General features: G+C 36.9%; 21 protein-coding genes. 18 read left to right on the top strand and 3 right to left on the bottom strand.

The features are described from left to right. Positions 1 to 158 precede the first annotated feature (158 nt). Entirely contained in the window at positions 159 to 392 is a 234-nt protein-coding gene (locus tag H9655_RS21565) for a hypothetical protein (RefSeq protein ID WP_225230803.1), read from the top strand. 142 nt (positions 393 to 534) lie between these two features. On the opposite strand, the gene H9655_RS21570 is transcribed toward H9655_RS21565, so the two are convergent. After that, the gene (locus H9655_RS21570) at positions 535 to 768 is read right to left on the bottom strand and encodes a helix-turn-helix domain-containing protein (RefSeq protein ID WP_191817288.1); all 234 of its coding nucleotides are present in this window, start codon (positions 766 to 768) and stop codon (positions 535 to 537) included. Between the two features lie 309 nt (positions 769 to 1077). Here H9655_RS21570 and H9655_RS21575 point away from each other — a divergent pair, with 309 nt between their 5' ends. From H9655_RS21575 to H9655_RS21590, 4 genes are all read left to right on the top strand, one after another. Continuing rightward, positions 1078 to 1266: a hypothetical protein gene (locus H9655_RS21575; RefSeq protein WP_191817289.1), complete on the top strand. Its 189-nt coding sequence runs from the start codon at positions 1078 to 1080 to the stop codon at positions 1264 to 1266. Continuing rightward, positions 1263 to 2393, top strand: coding sequence for an FtsK/SpoIIIE domain-containing protein (locus tag H9655_RS21580; RefSeq protein ID WP_191817290.1), 1131 nt, complete (start codon positions 1263 to 1265; stop codon positions 2391 to 2393). The genes H9655_RS21575 and H9655_RS21580 overlap by 4 nt, the downstream gene beginning before the upstream one ends. A gap of 34 nt (positions 2394 to 2427) precedes the next feature. Continuing rightward, positions 2428 to 3012, top strand: coding sequence for a hypothetical protein (locus tag H9655_RS21585; RefSeq protein ID WP_225230804.1), 585 nt, complete (start codon positions 2428 to 2430; stop codon positions 3010 to 3012). Positions 3013 to 3174: 162 nt separating this feature from the next. Then, a complete protein-coding gene (locus tag H9655_RS21590) occupies positions 3175 to 3714 on the top strand; it encodes a MerR family transcriptional regulator (RefSeq protein WP_191817292.1) in 540 nt (179 codons plus the stop codon). On the opposite strand, the gene H9655_RS21595 is transcribed toward H9655_RS21590, so the two are convergent. Both H9655_RS21595 and H9655_RS21600 read right to left on the bottom strand, forming a co-directional pair. Then, positions 3711 to 4082, bottom strand: a complete 372-nt coding sequence (locus H9655_RS21595; protein WP_191817293.1) for a hypothetical protein — start codon at positions 4080 to 4082, stop codon at positions 3711 to 3713. The two genes, H9655_RS21590 and H9655_RS21595, sit on opposite strands and share 4 nt — an antisense overlap. A gap of 15 nt (positions 4083 to 4097) precedes the next feature. Beyond that, on the bottom strand, positions 4098 to 5261 hold the full coding sequence (locus tag H9655_RS21600) for an Alp7A family actin-like protein (protein WP_191817294.1): 1164 nt from the start codon (positions 5259 to 5261) through the stop codon (positions 4098 to 4100). Between the two features lie 664 nt (positions 5262 to 5925). Between H9655_RS21600 and H9655_RS21605 the strand changes: the two genes are divergently transcribed. From H9655_RS21605 to H9655_RS21665, 13 genes are all read left to right on the top strand, one after another. Further along, entirely contained in the window at positions 5926 to 8067 is a 2142-nt protein-coding gene (locus H9655_RS21605; protein WP_191817295.1) for a primase C-terminal domain-containing protein, read from the top strand. A 566-nt stretch (positions 8068 to 8633) separates the two neighbouring features. After that, the gene (locus H9655_RS21610) at positions 8634 to 11375 is read left to right on the top strand and encodes an ATP-binding protein (protein ID WP_191817296.1); all 2742 of its coding nucleotides are present in this window, start codon (positions 8634 to 8636) and stop codon (positions 11373 to 11375) included. Positions 11376 to 11429: 54 nt separating this feature from the next. Beyond that, positions 11430 to 12275: a replication-relaxation family protein gene (locus H9655_RS21615; protein WP_191817297.1), complete on the top strand. Its 846-nt coding sequence runs from the start codon at positions 11430 to 11432 to the stop codon at positions 12273 to 12275. 18 nt (positions 12276 to 12293) lie between these two features. Continuing rightward, entirely contained in the window at positions 12294 to 12512 is a 219-nt protein-coding gene (locus H9655_RS21620; protein WP_191817298.1) for a hypothetical protein, read from the top strand. Between the two features lie 18 nt (positions 12513 to 12530). Beyond that, a complete protein-coding gene (locus tag H9655_RS21625) occupies positions 12531 to 13598 on the top strand; it encodes a conjugal transfer protein (RefSeq protein ID WP_191817299.1) in 1068 nt (355 codons plus the stop codon). Between the two features lie 14 nt (positions 13599 to 13612). Then, positions 13613 to 13834: a hypothetical protein gene (locus H9655_RS21630; RefSeq protein ID WP_191817300.1), complete on the top strand. Its 222-nt coding sequence runs from the start codon at positions 13613 to 13615 to the stop codon at positions 13832 to 13834. 41 nt (positions 13835 to 13875) lie between these two features. Further along, positions 13876 to 14355, top strand: a complete 480-nt coding sequence (locus tag H9655_RS21635; RefSeq protein ID WP_191817301.1) for a TcpE family conjugal transfer membrane protein — start codon at positions 13876 to 13878, stop codon at positions 14353 to 14355. A gap of 1 nt (position 14356) precedes the next feature. Next, entirely contained in the window at positions 14357 to 16957 is a 2601-nt protein-coding gene (locus H9655_RS21640) for an ATP-binding protein (protein ID WP_191817302.1), read from the top strand. 3 nt (positions 16958 to 16960) lie between these two features. Continuing rightward, complete coding sequence (locus H9655_RS21645) at positions 16961 to 17452, top strand: hypothetical protein (protein WP_191817303.1); 492 nt, start codon at positions 16961 to 16963, stop codon at positions 17450 to 17452. Further along, positions 17445 to 19580, top strand: coding sequence for an energy-coupling factor transporter transmembrane component T (locus H9655_RS21650; protein WP_191817304.1), 2136 nt, complete (start codon positions 17445 to 17447; stop codon positions 19578 to 19580). Before H9655_RS21645 ends, H9655_RS21650 begins: the two co-directional genes overlap by 8 nt. Further along, positions 19577 to 20203 (top strand): hypothetical protein, encoded by a 627-nt coding sequence (locus tag H9655_RS21655; protein WP_191817305.1) that lies wholly within the window; start codon positions 19577 to 19579, stop codon positions 20201 to 20203. The genes H9655_RS21650 and H9655_RS21655 overlap by 4 nt, the downstream gene beginning before the upstream one ends. Further along, positions 20196 to 21323, top strand: a complete 1128-nt coding sequence (locus H9655_RS21660) for a peptidoglycan DD-metalloendopeptidase family protein (protein WP_225230805.1) — start codon at positions 20196 to 20198, stop codon at positions 21321 to 21323. The genes H9655_RS21655 and H9655_RS21660 overlap by 8 nt, the downstream gene beginning before the upstream one ends. Before the next feature lie 31 nt (positions 21324 to 21354). Next, positions 21355 to 22059 (top strand): hypothetical protein, encoded by a 705-nt coding sequence (locus H9655_RS21665; RefSeq protein WP_191817306.1) that lies wholly within the window; start codon positions 21355 to 21357, stop codon positions 22057 to 22059. Positions 22060 to 22089: the final 30 nt, after the last annotated feature.

Raw genomic sequence — 22089 nt, forward strand, 5'->3', positions numbered from 1 at the left:
AAGAACTAAAAAAATAGGATTTTATTACTTCTCCAAAGTTACTTTGCGGTCTACAGCAGGAACCCTGTCACTAGGCCTAATAGGGATGGTATAAAGAAAAATAAAATAATTTTGCCACAGAGCGATTCTCAAGCATGAAAACATAACAGAAATGGAATGTGAGAAGAGTGTCAACGAGTGAACAACAATTAAGTGCTGAAGAATTGAATGTTATGATTAAAATGGTGAAGGAAAATATCAAAGTGCATGAAAAATTTTTGATGGATCTATTTGAATTAAAAAAGAGTGGGAATCCAGATAATATGATTCGTATTTGTCAGAATAAAATTCAGTCTAACGAAGCAATTATTAAAAAGTTAGAGAGTCAATTACAAAGAATGAAAAAATTGTGATGTGAACTCAATATTTACAGATTTATAAAAGAAGATTAATGTTGGTTTGTTAATTTTTATTTAGAGGGGATAGCATTTGTGGCTATCAGTGCATTTGGCGAAGGCGGAGCCAAATGTTTTTTTTGTTTAGCCACAAGGTGCTTCACATCCAAAAATCATCATAATCAATATTTTTTCCGGTTATATCTTTAATAGCTTTTATGATTTTTCTTGCATTTTTCATTGTCGGACCTTCCTCGTGTTCAGGTTGGCAAAGTCTACTTATAGTGCCTCGTGAAACTCCACTTTTTTTCACTATATCTTGTTGTGTTATGTTATTTTGATCTAAAAATTTTCCGAACTTTGATCTCCTTTTTCCTAGTGAAAACCAATCCACTTTTCGTCACTCCCATAGCTTGTTTTTATATAGGTTGGTCAGAAATTTAATATTCTAAACTTCAAAAAAATAGGAAACGTAGACAAGCGGTCATTCATAGGCTAATAACATGAAAGATACATTGTAATTTAATGAAAGATGAAATGTATTATCACTTTATCGTCACTGTACTACAAGTGCATTTGTACAAGGGAATATTCAACAATCATAAGAAAATGAAAATGTGTTAAAGGGAGGCGGAGCCGGACGGCCTGAGGGGGGAGCGCGAGGGGGATAAAGAATAATCAGAAAATTAAAAGGGGGAGAAAAATGTTATTTTCAGCAGGTGTTTTAATGGCTGGTGGGGTAACGCTAGTCCTGGCTGCAATCGATAAAACCTTGGAGTCTTATGGATTTGGTACACTAGCCATCATCATTCGAATAGCTTTTCCTATCGCTGCTTTTATTGCAGGTGTTTATTTTATCGAGACTAACTCGATTATCGGGTGGTTGCGATGAGTATTTGGGAAAAACTAAAAGCACGTAATCAATCCGTTAAAGCTTTTAAATCAGCAGGTCTTTACCTTGGAGATATCGAACGTCCTATTTTTCCTCGAATACGTTCTGTGCAAGTTACCGCGGATTGTACCTCAATAACATTCACATTACCTAACGGATTAGATCCGAAACTGCTTACAAAAAACCTTATAATATTTCAGCAATACTTCGGTAAAGACATCCAGATTGATGGAGAAATCAAACGTTTTACCTTGATTATTAATAAAAAGAGATTGCCACGTGAATTAACCTATCAGCTGCTGGATGTTTCAGATTACGACATGCCAATAGTTTGTGGTAAGGATTCAACTGGTAGATATATGATTTATGATGCTGTTCTAGAGCCTAACGCTCTAATTTCTGGGGAACCAGGGGCAGGAAAGTCAACGCAGCTTCGCAGTATTTTAACTACGCTTATTCAAACAAAAACACATGATGAGCTGCATATTTATCTCGGTGACTTAAAAATGTCGGAATTCTTTCTATTTAAAGGTGTCAAGCACGTTAAAAGTGTTTGTGTTTATACAGAAGATATGGCTGCCATGTTGGCGTATTTGCATGCTGAAATGAAGCGTAGAGGCGAGCTTCTTAATAAGTATGGTGTTACGCATATCAACAAACTATCGAAAAAGCCTCCATATATCCTGTTATGTATAGATGAAATTGTGATGATTATGGACGACAAACAAATGAAGAAACAAATAGTACAGCTTGTTGCTCTTGGCCGTGCGCTAGGTATTTATTGTATCTTATCGCTGCAACGACCTTCACACGATATCTTGGACACTAAAATACGAGGCTTACTAACTGTTCGAATGGGGTTTCGAACTACTGATTTATCAAATAGTCGTATTATTGGAACGCCAGGCAGCGAAAAGATAAGTAAAGAAACACCTGGACGATTTTTAATTAAACGAGATGAATTAACGGAGCTTCAGGCTCCTTACTTAACAGAAGAGAAAGCTGAGGAATTACTTGCGTCATATAAGGAAGATGGTTGGATGGATATGTTTACCGGAGTAAAAAAGAAGAAACAATTTAAAATCGTGACAGAGGAGGATGTTTTTAGTGCTGACAAAAAGAGATAAGGCGATTATAAGAGATATTCGGAGGTTCCGATGCATGGATAGAGATTCAATTGCGGAACTTCACTTTTCGGACGTTAAGAATCCAGCGCATTCGGCAAATAACGTTTTGTTACGCTTGCTCCGTGACGGGCATATCATGCGTTCTAATTTATTTGTTCCATATGTTTATTATTCTAGTGATTCGCAAATGAAGAGGAATTCGCAAAAGATAAATCACTTTCTTTCGATACTTAACGTATATAAAGAACTTCGGCGATTAGGCAAGTTAACGGCTTTTATGGTCGAACCTAAGTATCTCCCGAAAAGTCAGGGTGCTGAGCCGGATATATTTTGTCAGTACCGTGGTACTAACTTTTTTGTAGAGGTACAAAGAACATTATATAGTTCAAAACAGATAAAAGAGAAACTAGAGCGTTATGTAAGTCTTTTTAATTCAGGTATCCTGGATCCGTTTCCACATCTACTTATACTGTCAGATCAGCGTTATGATATTGAAGGGGAGTATCCGTTCCACATATTTCAAGCTGAATCATTTACCATCTTTTTAGAATCATTGAAGTCACGGAATAAATCTGTTAAAGCTATAAAGAGCGATGGAATTAAAATACGAGTGCAATGAATAGGAGTGTTCTTGTTTTTTTTTGTTAGTATTTAAATAACTATATAAATCGACAAAATACGACAATTGTTAAAAGTAGTCCTTGGGGCTGCTTTTTTTATGAATCGTTGAAGGATTTCGGAACTTATGAAAGAATAGTTAGGATAAAAGGAGTTGAACGTGATGGAAAACGCAGAAGAGTATGGGTACTTTGCAAAAGATGTAGCAATGGACATTGATATTACTACATCTACACTAAGAAGATGGTCGATTGAATTAGAGAAGGCAGGGTATCATTTTCAGCGTAATGAAAAAGAACAACGTATATACTATGAACGCGATTTCAAGGTGTTCAGAGAAATAAAAAAATTTCTAGGCAATCAAGTACCTTTTGTAGACGCGATTAAATCAGTTGTATCAATGGATTTATCAAAGAAAAACGCATCGAAAACGCCTAGTGTGAAAACGGACGAGTTGCGTTTATCTAGGTGTGAATTAGAGGAGATTGTTAATCGGGCTGTAAAGACTGCTGTTGAAGAAGAAAGAGAGAAAATGTTTCAGATGTTCGAAAAGAAGCTTAATAATACCTTGGAACGACGAGATAATTTTTTTATTGAAGAGATGAGGAGAGAGCAAGAAGAACGAAAAGTGTTAATTGAAGAAGTGGCAGCAGTTAAAGAGAAAGAAAAAAAGCCTTTTTGGAAAAGGCTTTTCGGTGGTTAAAAATCCATATCATATTCTTCATCGATGGAACCTGTTACTTCATCAGTAATTAGATCACCTTCTTTTAAATCGGTTTTTTCTTGGAAATGAATGTCTTGATTGTCTGGAGAGAAGCTTTTTTGATCGATCTTTTTGTGTAAATATGAGAATTCTTCTTTCATTTGATTTTGCATTTCTTGTAGCAGATTATAAAGGTTCTGCATTTCTTTCTTCTCGTTTTTTTCGTTCATATCCCGTTCAATCAGTTCAAACGCATAAGCCCGAAAAGATTTATCGGGCGTTTTTTTTATGCGTTTTTCAACGTGTTCATACATTTCATCCGACATTTGACTGGTTCTGCAATTAAAGACTGGTTTTCTTTTTGTCATGTGATTTTACCTAGATTAAACAGTTTGAGTGTTCTTTCTTTTAGCTTCTTCAGCGCGACTAAGGATTTCTAAGCCGAATAAATTCACTTTTCGAGCTTCGGGATGAACGATATGATTGTTTTCTGCGATATCACGGCCGTAACGTTCTTCTGCTACTTCTTTTATAGATTCAGCAATAACAGGAGCTACGCCACCGATATAAACATATTTATAAACGCTATCTTTAGGGGCTGGGAAAGCGCCTTCGCTTTGTGTGATTTTTATTGTTGCGTATTCTTTCAATGATTTTTTTATTGGCTCTGTTAGATCGTATGTGTCTCCTGTGTTTCCATCCCTACGTTCTAGTTTGGATTTATTAATGTTTGTATAAATAAATTTCTCTAAGGCTCTAACTTCGTCGAAGTGTTCTATTAGTTTGTTCTTGCGTAAGTCTTCTAGATGACTAAGGAAAGGAACATCTGTGTAATATTCGAATGAATCTCTATTCTTAGGAGCTTTTAATCCTGCTGGTAATAATACGAGGTCGTCAGTACCCCCACCTAAATCAACTAATACTACATCATAATTTTTGAATTGCTCTGCGTCTTTGTTATCCTCAAGGTCAAAATTCTTTTTGATTGCCCATCTTGCCACTTCAGATTCAATGCGGCATTTTGATTCTTTTACATTAATATTGATTTCTCTTTCCATACCAATGGTAAGGACTTTTACTTTGTGATCGCCAGAAAAACGGGCAGCCATTCTTTCTTGCATTTCGCTGAACTTATTTAATTTCTTTAGTAGCCATATTGGTAACATCGTTTGAAAATATTCAATTGTGACTTCATTATTGTTTTCTTTGCCTTTGATTGCTTGGTAGTATGCTGTAGCGGCAAGGAAAGTTACTAGTGGGATGTGAGATTCAACTTTGTTGTGTAGTTTTTTGATGTGATTGTTCCCTAATACTTCTTTTTCTGCGATGTCTCCAACTAGGAAAAAACGCTCTTTGCCGTCGATAGTTGTGGAGATTAAAAGTCTTTCTAAGAGTTCTTCAGGATCATCAATACTAGATGTGAAGTATCCAGCAGCCTTCTCTTCTGAAAGTTCAACTACATTAGTGGGGATCTCGAAATAATAACCATCAATTAAATTCATGTACATACTGTTTCCGAAGTCTACATTAAAGCGTGAAATATTCATTTTTCTATCTCCTTTGTTTGTATACAATTTATTTTATATTAGCATCTATTTTAGTTGAATTCAAGGTAATTGTATACACTTTTAATCCTATATTTATCAGTGTTTTAGTTATATTTTTTATTATAATGAATACAAATAGTTTTAGTGTATACAGTTTCAAGGGAAATACATAAAAAAACTACTAATCTCACATAAAATCGTGATTTTAGTAGGGGTGGACAAATGAGGGAATTTTATGTATGTTAATTAACAAAGATTGTTAAATTACTATTTACATAGCAAAAACTACTTTTGAACTTAATTTTAATTAAATATAAACGGAAAAAAGCAAAAAGCTCAAACGTGTTATAGTGTGGCGCCAACCACCTATAACCGTTCACCGTACCCATACTACGGTAAACACCTGTCCGAGCTTTTCACCTTATATATATCATATTCGATATATTTCATAATTTTCCTAGAGAAATTTATAATTTCTATAGTGAGAATTATATAATAATCTTTATTCATTTGCAATACATTCAAAGGTTATTGAAAAGGTGATCGGAAAGGAAAGCGTCTATTTTTAGGAAAGCCATTCTTATCTCCTTTAAAAGCGTTGTTTACCGAAATCTTCACGGTAAATGACGCTTTTTGTGTTTCCGAAAGGAAGGAGACACACGGAATGTCCTCAAATGCTTTACACTCTCATAAAAACAATATTAATCCTATAGAAATTATGAAATTTATGACTCATCAAAGCTTACATCAATTTAAGCCTAAAGGGTCAAATGCCCCTTTAATTGCTCGTGTTAAATCTATGTCGAGTGATCACCGCAAGGGTATTGTGTTTGTTTCAAGCTCCAAAGGGAACCTGAGCCAGGGAAAAGGTTATGTGGTTACGTCGTATGAAACTCTACATAAGCAGAATCAGAAGCTTACACACTGGACTCCGAATACCTTCCGAGGTGGTACATATCAAGATGTTACGAAGAGATATATCAAAGGGCATACAAGAGATAATTTGCAACAAGTGAATGTTATTGCTTTTGATATTGATACAAAAAGCGTACACCCTTACGACATATTCATAGCTTGTAACGAGTTGGGATTACCACAGCCAAACGTACTCCTGGATACGCCTCGCGGCTACCATGGGTTTATTGTGTTAGATCAACCATTTTATGTAACAAGTAAAACAAATTTTAAGTCATTACAAGTCGCTGGGCGTCTGGCTGATAACGTGTTAGAGGCGCTGAGACAGCGATTGCCAATCGATAAAGGTTGTGTACCATTTGGCTTCTTTAGGATCCCTAATGATGAAAATGTGGTGTATTTCTCTGATACACCAGCTAACACTGATCAACTACTTGCTTGGTCTAAGCAATATGAGAAGCAGAACAAACGTAAAACAATCAAAGTTATTCCTGATGGAGCTGCAAATTATACAGATGCAGAGTGGTTTCATGCATTAGTGAGTGCGGATCATGTTGTTCCAGGCCAGGAAGAAGCAGGGCGCAACAACACTTTATTCTCTTTGGCATTGGCTTGTTATGGCTCTGGAAAATCCTTCGAAGAGACTTATGATTTGCTGGATGAATGGAATAGCCGTCTGAGATCGCCTTTAAAAGCAAATGAGTTTAATAGAGTGCTTAAATCTGCTTATTCTGGTAAATATCAAGGCGTAAAGCGTGACAATGTAGAGGTATTGCTTGAGACGTGGACAGATGGTTCTGTAACTTTCAAAGGTGGCCAAGGGTGGTACAAATTTAAAAAAGCTCGTGAAGACCGTGAGCGCAGCCACTATAACGAGTGGGAAGAAGATATTCTTACATATTTAGAGACTCATAGAAGCCCAGAGTCTGCTTATTTAGAGGGTTCTTTGAACTCGCTTGCTGAAACCTTCGGAATGGCTGTATCCAGCCTTAAGGAAGTTTTGAAACACTCGAAACGAATCGTGAAAGAAGTAGTCGGTCGTGGTAGAGGAGCTGTTACGAAGATTGCTGCAAGAGACATGTTGGAAAAACAAACAAAAGATGTACAAGTCGCAGAAAACCCTCGTAGAGGGCATTTGAGTAGTTGGGGTGTAAAACCATCTACAAAGAAACAAAAACACCATACAGCGGATTCTGAGAAGCCGTATGATATAAAAACCAATTCGCGACAATTAGAAAGAATTGAAAGTAGCATTTTAAATAATGAGCCAGTCTGCCAATACAAGTCTTATTATCTTGTCGAGGGTGCTTTTGAAGAGACTGTAATGCCTATTAATTCTCTTACGTATTCAAGTACTTCTGCTCTTGCACCTGTTCCCAAGAATGTGCCTGATCAGTTTGTTAGTGCTCTTTGGAACAGAGGCTTTAAAGATGGTCGCTTTATATTTAGTGCTTGGGGTAAAGTTCATTTAGCATTTAAGGCTTTTGATATTCCTTTTAAAAATTTAAGGAGTTCTAAGGCTTATTTAACTATTGCCTCAGAAGCGATAGGCATTACTGTAGCGAATAAAGGCTCTAATTTAAGCGGTGATTTTACTAATACAGATGGCTTCCTCAAGTACTTGTATGGAACGATGAAAGGCCTTATTGCGAACTATCGTGAAGAAGAATTATCTTGTTTTGTGGAGGAAATTGAGGGATTAAGTTTGCCGGAATTACTAACTATTGGATGTGAACTAGAGGAGGAATTGAATGATAATTCTATGTGCGATCGAGCATTAATTGAGGAAAAGTTATTTGAGTTAGAGCTTGAAGAATCAGCTGCAAGGAGACGGAAATTTGCACAAAACGGATCAAGAATCGGTGTGTTTTATGATTGGTTAAAAGATTAAAAAATACTAAGTGATTTAACGGGTTATTTCAGAAAAAATCTATTTGATTTTGATTGCTTTAGAAATCGCTGGATTAGCTAATTATGCCAGCTAAGCGTGGGTTATATGGATTTGAAAATAAGGTGTTAAAATAGTTGATGAATATGGATAAAAATACCTAATAAATAATAGGTATAAAATATCATTTCGTATTATCTGCTTATTTTACATGATTAATCTCCATTATAACCCTTGATATTACCAGATATTTGGCATATACTTAATATGTAAGAATTTTCTATATTCTTTACTCTGTGTCAACTTGAAAAAGTTGATTCAGATGTAAAGTTTATTGTTCTCCAACTTCTACTGCGGACGGGGTGGGTCATTGCTATTGAATTCTCATCGTCTATCTGACTGTAGAACTGCTCTTTGACAACTTCATACTTTTACACTTTTTCAACTCAACAACAAACACACAAAAAACCTCAACACGACCTCACAACTAGATATTTACAACATTAACCAACAAGACTTTTTCACTCTCTATTCTCGCTCATCTTCCGAATATTATTTGAGGTGATGAGATGAGTAACATTCAAAGAAGTAAAGCTGATGAACAGCTAGAAACAGCTTTAGAAAATTTTTTCAAAAACTGGCGTCTTTCTTTGCCGGTTACGGGTGCCGTCATTCTTGCGGTATCGATTTGGCAGAAAGATAAGATTTTACCTTATATTCCTGTGGAGGAAATTGCAGAGGCAGCTGAATTATGGATCAACCGGCTGTTTATTTTCTCGCTGATTATGATTGCGCTATTGTTTATTCGATCGTTTTTAGTTCGGAAGTGGAATCGAAGGCGCTTTAGCTATTTGCAGATTCTCCCTCATACTGATGATGGGGTGAAGCCTGAAACTTTAGGTGAAATGATTCGTCGTTTTCACGGAACAAAGAGAAAGCCTTTAGAGCGCTTATTTCTCGGTAAAGAATGGTTTACGTTTATTGTTCATTATCGAAAGCATGAAACTAAAGGGAACCAGTACATTTTTTACTTGGGGGCTGACGAATCGAAGTTACAGTCTTTAAAGCGTCATGTCTCATCTCTTTACTCGAGGGCTGAATTTTTTGAAGCGGGAGATATTCGCTTTCCTGGAAAGAAGGCTGTCGGTGGACGTATGACGATGAAACGTAAAAAGTTAGAAGCTACCTTGTCTCTTGCTCGTTATCGAATGGATCAGTTGCCAGGTGTTTTAAATGTGATGGAGCCTGGTACATGGTTGCAAGTTAATTTTTCAGCTAATGATGGTTGGAAGCTAAAGAGACGCATTATGAAGGCGGAAAAGGAAATAAAAAATGATAAATCTTACCGTGAACGCTCCGCGTTCGATGCTGAAGAGATGAAGTCATATCACTCGCGATTTGCTGGGAGTGAAGTAGCTTTTGATGTTTTAGTATCTTTCGCTTCTGAGTATGAGAGAGGCGTTCCGGTGATTAAAGATATGGGGAATGCTGTAGGATCTATGATGGCAGATGTGAATGAGCTCCGATTTAAAAAATGGCGTCATTCAGTTCATTATTATCCACAAAAATACCCGTATCGAATGATTTGGACTGGTTCAGAATTGGCGAATTTAATTCACTTGCCTCATTTTAAGCAATCAGGTTTGATAGAAAAGTTAAGCGAGGAAATTCCACATGGATCAAAAGGTTCGCAATTACTTCCGAAAAACATTTTATCTAATCCAGAGGCTTATCCTTTCGGGACGCTACGCCATCCTTTAGTCGATAATCGGGATGTAAGGGTGTTGCCGCAAGCTTTAACTAAGCATTGGGGGTTAACGGGGAAAAATGGATCTGGTAAATCAACACTTTTGAATCGAATTTTCAAAAGTTTTACAGAGGAATTTTTGTCGAAGGAGAAAGCGCCGGGTTTTTCTTTCATGGATCCAGCTAAAGAAACAGCTGTGATTATTCTTAATCAGTTATTAAAGGCTGAATCTGAGGGAAGAACAGTGAACTGGGATAAAGTTCATTGGATTAGTTTTAAAGGGGCGTCTCACCCTCCAGCAATGAATTTGTTACACCAAATAAACGGAGAGACAGACGCGTTTGTAACAGATCAGATTATGAGGATTATTCGGGAAAATAATTTCTCCGTCGCACCACAAGCAGAAAGATTGATGAAAAAATGCATTCAGACTCTAATCGCAGATAAAGGACAAAAGCATACGATTCTTGGTGTTCGTCCGTTATTGCTGCGTCCAAAGTATTTAAGATCAGTTCTTGCGAGGATTGAACAGGATCCGAAGAATCAAGATTTAGTTGGATTTTGGATTGATGAGGCGCCTGATCTCATAGACACATCTAAAAACGCGATTTTGAATCGATTAGACATCTTTTATTCGAATGATTTCTTGCGGAGAATGTTTGGTCAAAGTAGTTTTAATTTTCCCATTAGAGAGTGGATGGATGAAGGGCATATCGTATTTTATGATTTTTCAGGAATGAGTGCAGAAGAAATAGGTCTTGTTGGTGGGTATTTGTCGTATTTGTATTATCGTTTGGCGGATACAAGGCCAGATAAATCATTGTTACATCAATTTTGTATAGATGAAGCACAACGAGTGAAGGCTTCGATTTTCCCAGAGATTATTGCTGAAATGAGGAAAAAGGGTCTTTCGTTAGGAGTTAGTACACAGACTCTTTCGAAACTTGATTCGGAGCTTCAGAAGGCACTTATTGAGATTACTGGAAATATGTTTGTGTGTGGTCAAGGTAAAGATGGTGCGAAGTTAGCAGCAGATGTTTTTAAAATAACTGATTCTTCTGGAAAAAGCACAAATGTTTTCTCGGAAGGTTTCTTAATGAATTTGCCTGTTCGTACAGCTGCCATTAAGACAGAAGATACAGTGGACGGAATGGAGAAAGTAGTTCATGCAGTTATAGATGTTCCTCCATTAGATCGGTATAAATCAGACGGAACGGTAGCTAACTTTCATGATGCTAATGAAATTGCAGCTTCAAATGCTTGGACGATGGCAAAGGCGAAGGAACTAGAGAGTAGAAATGGTCTATCTATCCCAGATATTGATCGAAGTATTCAAAGGTATTTAAATAATGAGGCTCCTAAGGAGGATTTAGAAGAAACATTTATGGAGGACATCTCATCACCGGAATCAGAAATAAGTTTAGACAAAGGAAGAGCTGAAGAGGTGAGCACAAAAGAAGGTGATCCCATTTGGTTTGATGTGTTTGCGGATGATTCTGATGGAAGAAAAGATCGTGATGAGAAGAAGGAATTAGAGAAAGAGTGGAGCTTTATGGATGAATAATAAATAGATGACTGACGCCTCGCTTCCACCAAAATATTTAAAAAGGGGCAGAACATGAAATATATCACGTTACGAGAAGAAGATAGACAATTACTATTGCACTTACATGATTTTATTTATTTGCAGAGGGAGTTTATTGAAAAATATATTTTCCATAGCTATGACAATACTGCGAGTGTTTATCGAAGATTACGAGTTTTAGAAGAAGCTGGTTATATTAAAGCTTTTATGCTGCCAATCAATGATTTTGATCACAGACCTTCTAATGTTTACACATTGACGATGTTTGGGTCTGAGATTGTGGAGCAAATGAGAGGGGTCGTCCATTGGAATAGAAGATGGACGACTCAGGCTCCACCTTGGTATCAGCACCAGTTAATGATTGCTGAATTGGTCAAGATTTTTGAATTAAAAGCGCCAGATCATGGATTAGAGATGAAAGAGTGGATAACAGAAGCACGCGCTTTTTATGAATTTCGAGATTTGAATGAAGGTAAAAAAAATAGCAAAAGTCGAATTAGACCTGATGGAATCATTGTGATTGGTAAGCCAGATAGTGACCAGAATATGGGGATTATGTTAGAGATGGAACGTAGTTACGCCACAAGGGAAAAGACGTTAAGGAAAATGGAGCAATTCAATGAGTTTTTCTCCAGGAGAGATGAGTTACTAGAAAAATATGATAAAAAAATTGGCTTTGATTATCCTGTCAAAGGATGGAAGATTCTTTTTGTGGGAGCAAATGAAGCGAAAACCCTCAAAATTTTACGGGATCTTAAAGGGGAGGAAGTTAATGCAGAAGTTCCTGTGATGGCAGCTAGTCGCCAAGATGTAAATGAGAATCCTTATGGACAGATTTATCGGTATTTAACTAGTCCTAGTGAAAAGAAAAAACTGTAATAAAAGGGGGGATATTTCTTGTTTCGATGGTTACTATCTACCCTGTTTACTTTATTAATTATCATGTTTGTTGGCCGTTTTCTTTTGGCTACATTTCCAGAAGCTCAAGTTATATGGGGAGAAGTAAAGGCGCAAGCTGTTTATCTTTATAATTTATCCGTTGCTCATATTGGCATCGTTGGCACAATCATTCTTATCATTGCGGCTGCGGGGGCATTTGGTGTTAGCAGAAGATAAAAAAGGAGGCAGGGTTTTATGAAAGTAAAGCTTTCAAAAGAGGAGAAGAAGGCGCTACGTAATCAGAAAATGGCAGCATTTAAACATCGAATAAGCAATCTTAGAGCGAAAGATACGAAAGAAAAAACGAAAAAGGCCTATAGACCACCGGGTTATACAGCGAGGAAGGCGGGGGCGGTTGTTTTTTGGATTCTATTTGGTCTTATGCTTTTTGTTGTTGGTGTGAATATGGTGCAACCATCATCATCGACTTCTCAAGCTGCTATGCCTACAGAGAAAGAGGAGAATGATTCTGTGAAGCCTGAAGCCCTTCAATTTGCAGAGAACTTCGTTAAGGAATATTTCACTTGGGGCATCGGTGATGACGCTAATAATGGGCGTCAGGAACGTTTGAGCGCATATTTAGCAAAGGGGATAGATGAACAAGCTGGATTAGACGTAGATTCCTTGGAATATAGTTCAAAGTTGTTAGACTCTGAGGTTCGTAAAGTAGAAGAGTTAGGCGAGAACAAAGCTTATATTACCTTTCTAGTCAAACAAGAGTTATCCAAAACAGTTGAAAAGGAAGTGGAAGTACCTGATCCCAAAGATAAAAAGAAAAAGATAAAGAAAAAAGAGAAAGAAACAGAAACAAAGCAATCTCAAAAATACTTTGTTGTCCCTGTAGGGTTTGAAGGGAACTACGGTATATATGAATTGCCGAAATTCACCTTTTTAAACGAGGGTACACAACTGGAAGTGAAGAGCGAAACAGATTTAAAGCCTGTTAGTGATAATGGGGTTGAACAAAGTGTTAAAGATTTCTTGAATACATTCTTTGGAAGTTATGCTGTAGATCCGATAGAAAAGTTATCTTACGTTTTGGAAGATCCATCTGTAAATAGTGGATTGAATGGATCTTTAGAATTTGTAGAAGTAAAAGACTCAAAGGTTTATTTAGGAAAAAAAGATGGTCAATACCAGGTGAATGCAAATGTTATTTTTAAGGATCCTGAAAGCCAATCGCAATTTACTACTGAATATACCTTATTAGTTGAGCAACAGGGAAGCCGTTTTACTGTAATGAAATTGAATGAAGGAAATTAAGGGGGATATCAATTATGGATTTAGGCGGATTGTTTCAATGGTTTCAGCAGCAAGCACAATATGTGGTATATACAATTTTAATTATCGTTTTGATTAGTTGTATTTGGAAGAGAGCTTGGATTTTAGCTGTAGTAAGTATGTTGGGGATTGGATTTGTCACGATTTTCGTTGTCAATCCTCAGATTATTGAAGGGCTATCAGGATGGATTGCCACTCGGGTTAGTATTGGGGGCTGATGGTTTTTATCAGCCTTATCTTTCAAATGGAGGAATGAGGAATGAAAAAGATTCCGTCTTATGTCCTTAATGACTTTTTGAAATTTGATCGAAAGATTTATCGATTGTTTGGATTGAAACTCGGGCGATCGATTCAGTTTAAAACGATTCTTTACTTTTTAGGTTTTTGTGCAATAGAATTTGTGCTTTATTTACTGCCGGTTGTTGGTTGGCCGTTTCGTTCTTTACCTTTTATTTTCTTACTCATTATTCCAGGAGTGTTGGCTTATTTGCTAACCGATGTTGGAACAGAAAACCGATCACCATTATCATTTTTTCGGACTTACTTGCTTTACCAATTTAGAAAATTTAACAAAGGCACTTTTTATCGAGGAAAGGTATTGTCGAAGCCAAAGGCTTATGCTTTCGGGCGGACACTTACGTATACGGAATTTGAAAAAGAGTCAGTAGGTGAATCAATTAAGCATTCGATTAAATTTAAAGGGTATTTAACGTACCAGGGAACAGAAAGGGAGGGGTAAGATGAGACAATTAAGTGATTTTCCAACAAAGCATATTGAAGGGAATTTAGCTTTTGGCCGTGATGGAACCGTAACAGCATATTTTGAGGTGGAAGGGTTTGGCTATGATTTTCGAGATGTAGAACAGAAAAAAGCACCTTATTTTAATCAAATGGTTTTTCTTACGAAAAATCAATATGATCTACATTTCTTACTGATCCCGTTTCAAACGGATGTGACAAGTATTATTGATAAAACCATTGAAGAGGTCAGTAGAAGGAATTTTGATTTAAAGGAACATGGATTAGTCTATCTACAATCCTTAAAGAAAACAGTTGTAGCTAACTCAATGAATGGTGATTCCAATCAATATCATGCTTATATTGGTGTTCAATTAGATGTTAGCAAAAATAAGTACAAAGAGGGGAATGTTGGTACACAGCTGATTTCTTCTATGAAGGCATTTGTAGAAGGGTTAAATTCCCCCGTTTACAAGGCGGTGGGATTAGATCCATACGATTTGTTAAAAAGTGAAATTGATGCATGGAAAGAACAGTCTCAAACGATTGAATCAGAAATTGGATCTTCCTTTTCTTCACCTGTTCGGCCATTAAGTGCAGCTGAAACACTTTTCCTTATTGAATATAATTTTGCTCTTACAAATGAAGGTCTTGAATTTTCAGAGCGTCAAACAGGATCAAAGGTAACTGGAACAGATCAAGAAGGGCATGTATATGAAGCTGTAAGACCTAATAAAAAATCCTTTTATGATTTGCAAAATGCAGAAATAGAGGAATACGACCCGAAAACATTACGACTACGAAAGCTCGTTGATAACGAAATTAAAGAACAGTTTGTTCAATACCTTGTGATTGATAACATGGATTCAGTCAATTATCATCCAGGATTTGAATGGCTGTACAAATTGCAAACAGATTTACTTTTCCCGGTGGGGGTTTCTATCCGAGCTTATCATAAGTCTAATAAGAAAATACGGAAAGAATTAAGTAATGCACTATTGGAATATCAAGATCAAAAGGATGAGGCAAGGAAAGCGCAATCTACTGTAGATAAAAGCGTTTCTTCATCTGAGCAAGGGGCTATTCAGATGGAAGAAGTTTTTAAAAAGTCTGGCCATCCTGCATACGCTTGTTCTTTTGTTTTACGTGTAACTGCTCCATCTATGATGGATCTTAAAATAAGGGTTGAGAAAGTTACGAATCTACTTTCAAGAGATGGGATTTCCTTGCAGACACCATATGGGGATTCCATGAGTTACTTCATGGAGTTTATTCCAGGATCCAGACGGTATAGTTCAGATTATTGGCAAGAGGTATCACCTGGAGTATTGGCCTCCCTTATGTTTGGTGCAACAACGAACATTGGAGATAATCGAGGATTTCTAATTGGGTTCACAAAGAAATTGAAGAAGCCGGTGTTTATTCAACCAGATTTAGCAGCAAAGGCATTTGAAAATGTAAATAATATTTTTGATTCTCTTTCTATTATGGTTGCAGGAGAAACAGGAAAAGGAAAATCGGTACTAATGAATTTGGTCGCTACATTAAGTGCTCTAACGGTAGGGTCTCAGGTACTAGTGATAGATCCGAAAGGTGACCGAAAGTCATGGGTCGATGGTATCCCTTTTATTCCCAAAGAGTTTATCTCTGTTTGGACATTAGGGGAAAGCGAAACGGATGCTGGTTGCTTAGATCCGTTCCGTACAAGTGCAGACCTTCGTGAGGCAAAGGACATTTGCATGGATATCCTTTCTTATTTAGCAGATGTTTCATTAAGTGATGATGGATATTCCTTGTTGAGTGAAGCGATTGAACATGCGGGGGATCAACATGATCCATGTATAGGGGCTGCTTTGAATTATTTAAAAGACTTGTATCAAGAGAGACCCGATTATATGTCTTCGGAGCGTCATTCGGCTCTAGAACGCTTAATAAGCACATTAGAAACGTTACGTAAAAACCAATTGGCTACTTTGTTGTTTGGTGAAATCGGCCAACAATATCGAGTATTAGATGTAAATAAACCGTTGCAAGTATTGATGGTACAAAATTTAAAGCTTCCTGAGAAAAATACGAAGATTCGCGCGACTCATAAAATCTCTGAAGCGATTCTTATTTCCATTACAGCGTTCACAAAACAATATATGTTTAAGCATGATCGCAGCAAGCATAAGCTTATTCTTCAAGATGAATCGAAAAGTATTGAAAAAAGTGAAATGGGTTCTGAGCTTATCGATTTCATTGAAAGAAAAGGACGATATTATAACACTACTTTGTTAAAAGGGACGCAAAAATCTAGTGACTATGAAGATGCGACGAATATCGGGATGAAATTTTGTTTCCAGCTATATCAAGCTAAAGAAGCAGAAAATATGTTAGAGTTTTATAATTTACCTGTAACACAAAACAACCGAACGACCATTCAAAATTTTGTTCGTGGAGAAGCGCTATTTCAAGATATTTATGGACGTTCAGCTGTGATTGAAGTAAATACGGTATTCGGTGAATTGTTAAAAGCTTTTGATAGCTCTACAGCAGATGAGGAAGAGCGTCAATGGGAGAAGGAAAGAGAAGAAAAAGATTTTACCACAGTGGGGGTGTAAGGAGTGAGAAAAAGCTTTCTAATTATGTTTCTTCTTTTGGCCATGATTGTTACAACGGCATGTGGATCCTCCCAAACGAGTAAAGAAGAAGAAAAAGATATAAAAAAGGCTGATGAAGCTGTATATGACTTTATAGTGGCTCATGTTGAGGGGGATGATGATTTATTTAAAGAAGTGTTAATGGAGGATGCTCAAGGAATTTTAGAGGATGGGCACCATGCTCATCCTGGTATTTCTGAAGAAATGGGAGAGCGTTATGAAATCAAACGTTATGAAAATCATTTAAAAGATGGGAAACTCTATTATTACATTAAATTTTACCGACCTGTTAATGGGGAAATGGATCATCGCAATGTGTTAATGGTAAAGGATCAAGATGGTGAATGGAGAAGTACAACTCTAATGGGAATAGATAGAGATAAAATGAGAAGCGCAATGGGGGACGAGGAGCCTACGGTAGTTCATAAAATGAAAGGAGATGAGGGTGATGAGTAAGAAGAAAATTGCCCTTATCGTGATCACTTTCTTTTTATTGATACCTACTCTTGTATCAGCAGAAACAAATGAGGGGAAAACGTCAGATGGAACAATTTCAGGTACATTATTTGAGAAGGATTACTCTGAGCTAGAGGATGGTTCTACAGCTAATTACTATTTAGATGTTAGTTCTAAGACGGCTGGTGAAGAAGAGAAAAATGCAGCTGAAAACTTTTTTGATACAGCTAAAAGTTGGGTAACGGGTGATGCGATTAAGGATGGCATTAGTGGGCAATTTTATGAGTTTATTAATCTGGTTACCAATCTTATTTTTGAATGGAATAAGATGATGACAAATACCATGATTGGTTTTTTGAATTTCGCCTTTGAAACGAGTGTCATTGACGGTTGGATTAATGTACTAGATAAGATGATGACGAATTTATCTGGTATATCTGGATTAAGGTTTACTGAAAATGGATTGTTCGGAAGCTTTATCGGTTTGATTGTGGTGAGTGCAGGGCTTGTGGCCGTTTACCAGATGATATTCAAACGTGCTGCCTTTTCTTCGCTAGATACCATCTTAAAAACCGTTTTAACTCTTAGTTTGGCTCTTGTGTTATTTACAAACTTTGCCCCGTTTATGAAGGGTATGAACAATATATCCAATCAACTCAGTCAAACTCTTCTAACAGGCTCTTCAAATACAATTACGGCCGATAATCGGACACCAGAAGAATTAAGAGAAGGCGTATCCAATAATTTATGGGATATGTTTATCACAAAACCTTATCTAATTATGCAATATGGGAATGAAAACATTGATTCTATAGGGGTAGATCGAGTTAATTCTTTGTTGGAAATGCCTAAAGGTGAAGATAGACAATCATATATTGAGAAGAATGAAATAATGGAAAATAATAATCAAATGATGACTTATGATAATGTACCGAATCGCTTTGTTTTCACTTTTATTTACTCACCCATTAACGCTATTGTAAGTATCCCTATTTTCGCTTTGGGTTTGGCGCTTATTGTTTTTCAAGTTTGGTTTTTATTAATGGCTTTCCTTTCTCCTTTTGTTCTTGTATGGGCAGCATTCCCTGGTCAATTTGGTGTTTTGAAAAAATATGGGGTAGAGCTTGCGTATCCATTAGTTTGTAAGTTCATTGCAACAGTCGCTACTTTGTTTATATTTACTTTAGGTTTCTTAATCTATAGCATGGAAGCGACAGGAATTAGTCAGTATTTAATTATTGTGTTTATGCAATTTGTGATGTTTTGTATGTTGTTTCTTTTACGAAAAAGGATTAGTAATGTATTTGGAGCAGGCAACACATTTATTGGTTTAAGAAACGATATAGATGGTCTGAAAAACTCTATCACTCATCTAGGTACACAAGTTGTTTCAATTGGAGCAGCAGCAGCTACAGGGGGATCTTCAGCAGCAGCCACAGCAGCCGCAGGAGAAGTCCTTTCCTCAAGTTTAAAGAAAGGTACTTCAGAAGAAGTTGATGAAGACGATAAAGAGTTTGTTCGTAATCCTAATGAGCCGGATGGAACAAAGCCTTTTGCAAGTATCAAGGATATACCAGGTATGGTTCAAGGATCTTCTCAAGATCAAGAACAGAACCAAGTTGACCTACGGAAAAAGGAGTTTGATGGAACAAAACCTTTTGCAAGTATTAAGGATATCGAGGAGTTACCAGAAGAATCGGTGAGTGGTGATATGTCTGAAGGTTCCCATTTAAGGTTAGTCCATAATTCAAGTGAGACTAGAGATTTAGAAGAAGAGATAGGGTCAGAAGAAGAACAAACAGATCATTTTGCGTCGAATGAAAACAGAACATTCCCACTTGTCAGTATGTATGATTATGTAGATGAAGCAGATCTCTCGAGTGTTTCAGGATATGGAGAAGCCTCCGCAGCAACTGAACAAGACCAAGAAGAAAAATCCCTAGAAAACGCGGATTCACCAATTAATCAATCCCCTATTAGATTTGATGGAACAAAACCTTTTGCTTCCATTTATGACTTTCAAGATGAGGTAGAAGAAGAGTTAAAGCAGAATCAAGATTTTAAAGAAGAGTCGCCAAATGTTGATGGAGGCGATGTATCTTATCGGCAAGGAGGCGAGTCGCGTTGATTTCTCGATTTAGCGAAAAAACTAGACGGATTATTGCTCTTTGTATGGTGGCTGCCATGCCGGTATTATTATTATCGGGTCTAGTCTATGGTATTTATATGGATTTTGAGGATAAAAAGGTAGCAGAAGCACAAACGGTTGAAGAGACTATGGCAGATGATGAAGATAATCTACATCAGGTCGATAATTCACTTGATGAGCAAGAAGAGAGTCCTAAAAGGGACTCTTCTCCTTCAGATGATGAAGAAGTATTTGTACCAAGCCAAGAAGAAATGCAGAATGCTCAAAATGTTGCTGTAGAGTTTATAAAAGCCTTTCATTCGTTTGATGTTCAGAAGCCTGATGATTATTTAAAGCAAATCAAGCCTTATATGACAGAAAATTACTCCTTTTATGAAGCGTACCCTAAGAGGGGAACACTGGATAGCCAGAAAGTGAAGGTAACAAATACGTATGCGACACCAGGAGAGTTTCAAGAGCAGTTTCAAATTTGGAATGTAGAGGTGACAAGCGAGAATACTGACGTAGAAGGAAAAAAGGAGGAAATAAAGACTCCTTATTCTGTTTTACTTATCCCTGAAGGCGATGAATGGAAAGTGGACGGAGTGAGGGTAGATGAGTAACGAGGCTTTGGCTACAACTGATACTGTAAGTAAAGAGGCCAAAAGTGGCGGGGCAGTGTGGAAATGGTTGGTTGGAGGAAGTCTAGTGGCTCTTTCTCCGTTATTGATTATGGTTCTTTTGTTGTTAGGGTTTATGATTATTTTTATGATGATGTTTGGAACCATGACAGACAATAATACAGGAATCATAGGAGGGTCAATATCAGAGATTGGAGAAAATGAAATTCCGGCAGATTACCTTCCGATCTATCAGGCGGCAGAAGAGAAATATGGTGTGCCTTGGAACTTGCTTGCAGCTCATCATCGTGTAGAAACACGATTCTCAACCCTGGAAGTAATGATTTCTCCGGTTGGAGCAATCGGCCACCTTCAATTTATGCCTTTAACCTGGATTGGATGGTCATATCCTGGGGGGGATCGATTGGGAAATGCGGATATTCCAGATCATATCTTAACTGACCCCGAAATGGTAAAGAAGTATGGAGGTATGGGTGTTGATGGTAACGGAGACGGAAAAGCCGATCCGTGGGATTTAGAAGATGCTATTTTTTCTGCGGCTAACTATTTAGCTAAAAATGGTGCAGCAGAAGGAGATTTGCAAAGAGCTGTTTATGCTTATAATCATAGCAATGAATATGTCAATCAAGTACTCTATTATGCTGATCTCTATGTAGAAGGATATGTGGCCATTGATGAAGTGGTTGCGGGTGAGAGTGGTTTTGCCCGGCCGTTGGACACTACAGTTACATCAGAATTTGGATTAAGGGTTAATCCGATTACTGGTGAATCTAGTGATTCGCACAAAGGGGTTGATTTTGCTTGTAGTATTGGTCAATCTATACCAGCTGCAAAGGACGGAAAGGTTGTTTATGCAGGGTGGCAAAATCCAAATAATCATAAAGAAGGATACGGACTGTATGTATGGATTGATCATGGAAGTGGCTATAAAACCACATATGCGCATTTATCTGACTTAAATGTAAGTGTAGGAGATACTGTTAAATTAGGAGATAAAGTTGGAGGATGTGGAAGTACTGGATCCTCAACAGGGCCACATTTGCATTTTGAGATTTTTCAAAATGGGGTAAGAGTTGATCCATCGCCATTTATCGGTTTATAAATAGTTTTTAAAAATTAATGGAGGGGAATTTATGACTAGAACTGCTTTACACCCCCACACACTAGAAGAACTTGATATTGTTAAATGGGAGTTAAAATATAAAGCAATAGATATTAAACCATTGTGTCCGGTGTGTAGAAAGGAACTATTTATCAGAGCAAGTTCCACACCAGCCAAGGCTTCTCATTTTGTTCACTATAAGAACTCTGGATGTCCAACTATTGATGAGAATCGTAAAAAATATGAGGGGTTAAGACCAGTAGAAATGGATTTTAAAAATGCTAAAAAAATAAAAAAAGAATTTATCAATAATATGTGGCTTGTTTATCAGAAATGTAATTCTCTTTGTAGTGAAGACCCAAACAAAAAGGGATTAAACCAAAAGCAATTTAAAAAAATGGTGGACAAAGCAACCGAAAATGACATTTGGTATTATAAAGGTTTGACTTTAGAATATCTACCGTATGTTCTATTAGTTAACTATGGAGTGTTTCGAGAGTTAAAGAGAAAATGTTACTTTGTATTTGATAGTAAGTTAACTAATTATGATGACCTTTGGACAAAAGGGAAAGTGAAAAAGAAGATTTGGAAGGTTTACTATGAGGATAATGATGTAAAAGGAATAAACATTGATTTTAACACGTCTGATATAGCAACTGATTATTTTATGTTTTACGTATTGGGACTACAACAAAACAAAAAAGAAGAAAAATTTTTCGAAATGTGCGAAATATAGGAATGATGTTAATTAGAAGAAATTCAAAAG

It is taken from the genome of Cytobacillus stercorigallinarum (assembly GCF_014836495.1).
GTDB classification, from domain to species: Bacteria; Bacillota; Bacilli; order Bacillales; family Cytobacillaceae; genus Cytobacillus; species Cytobacillus stercorigallinarum.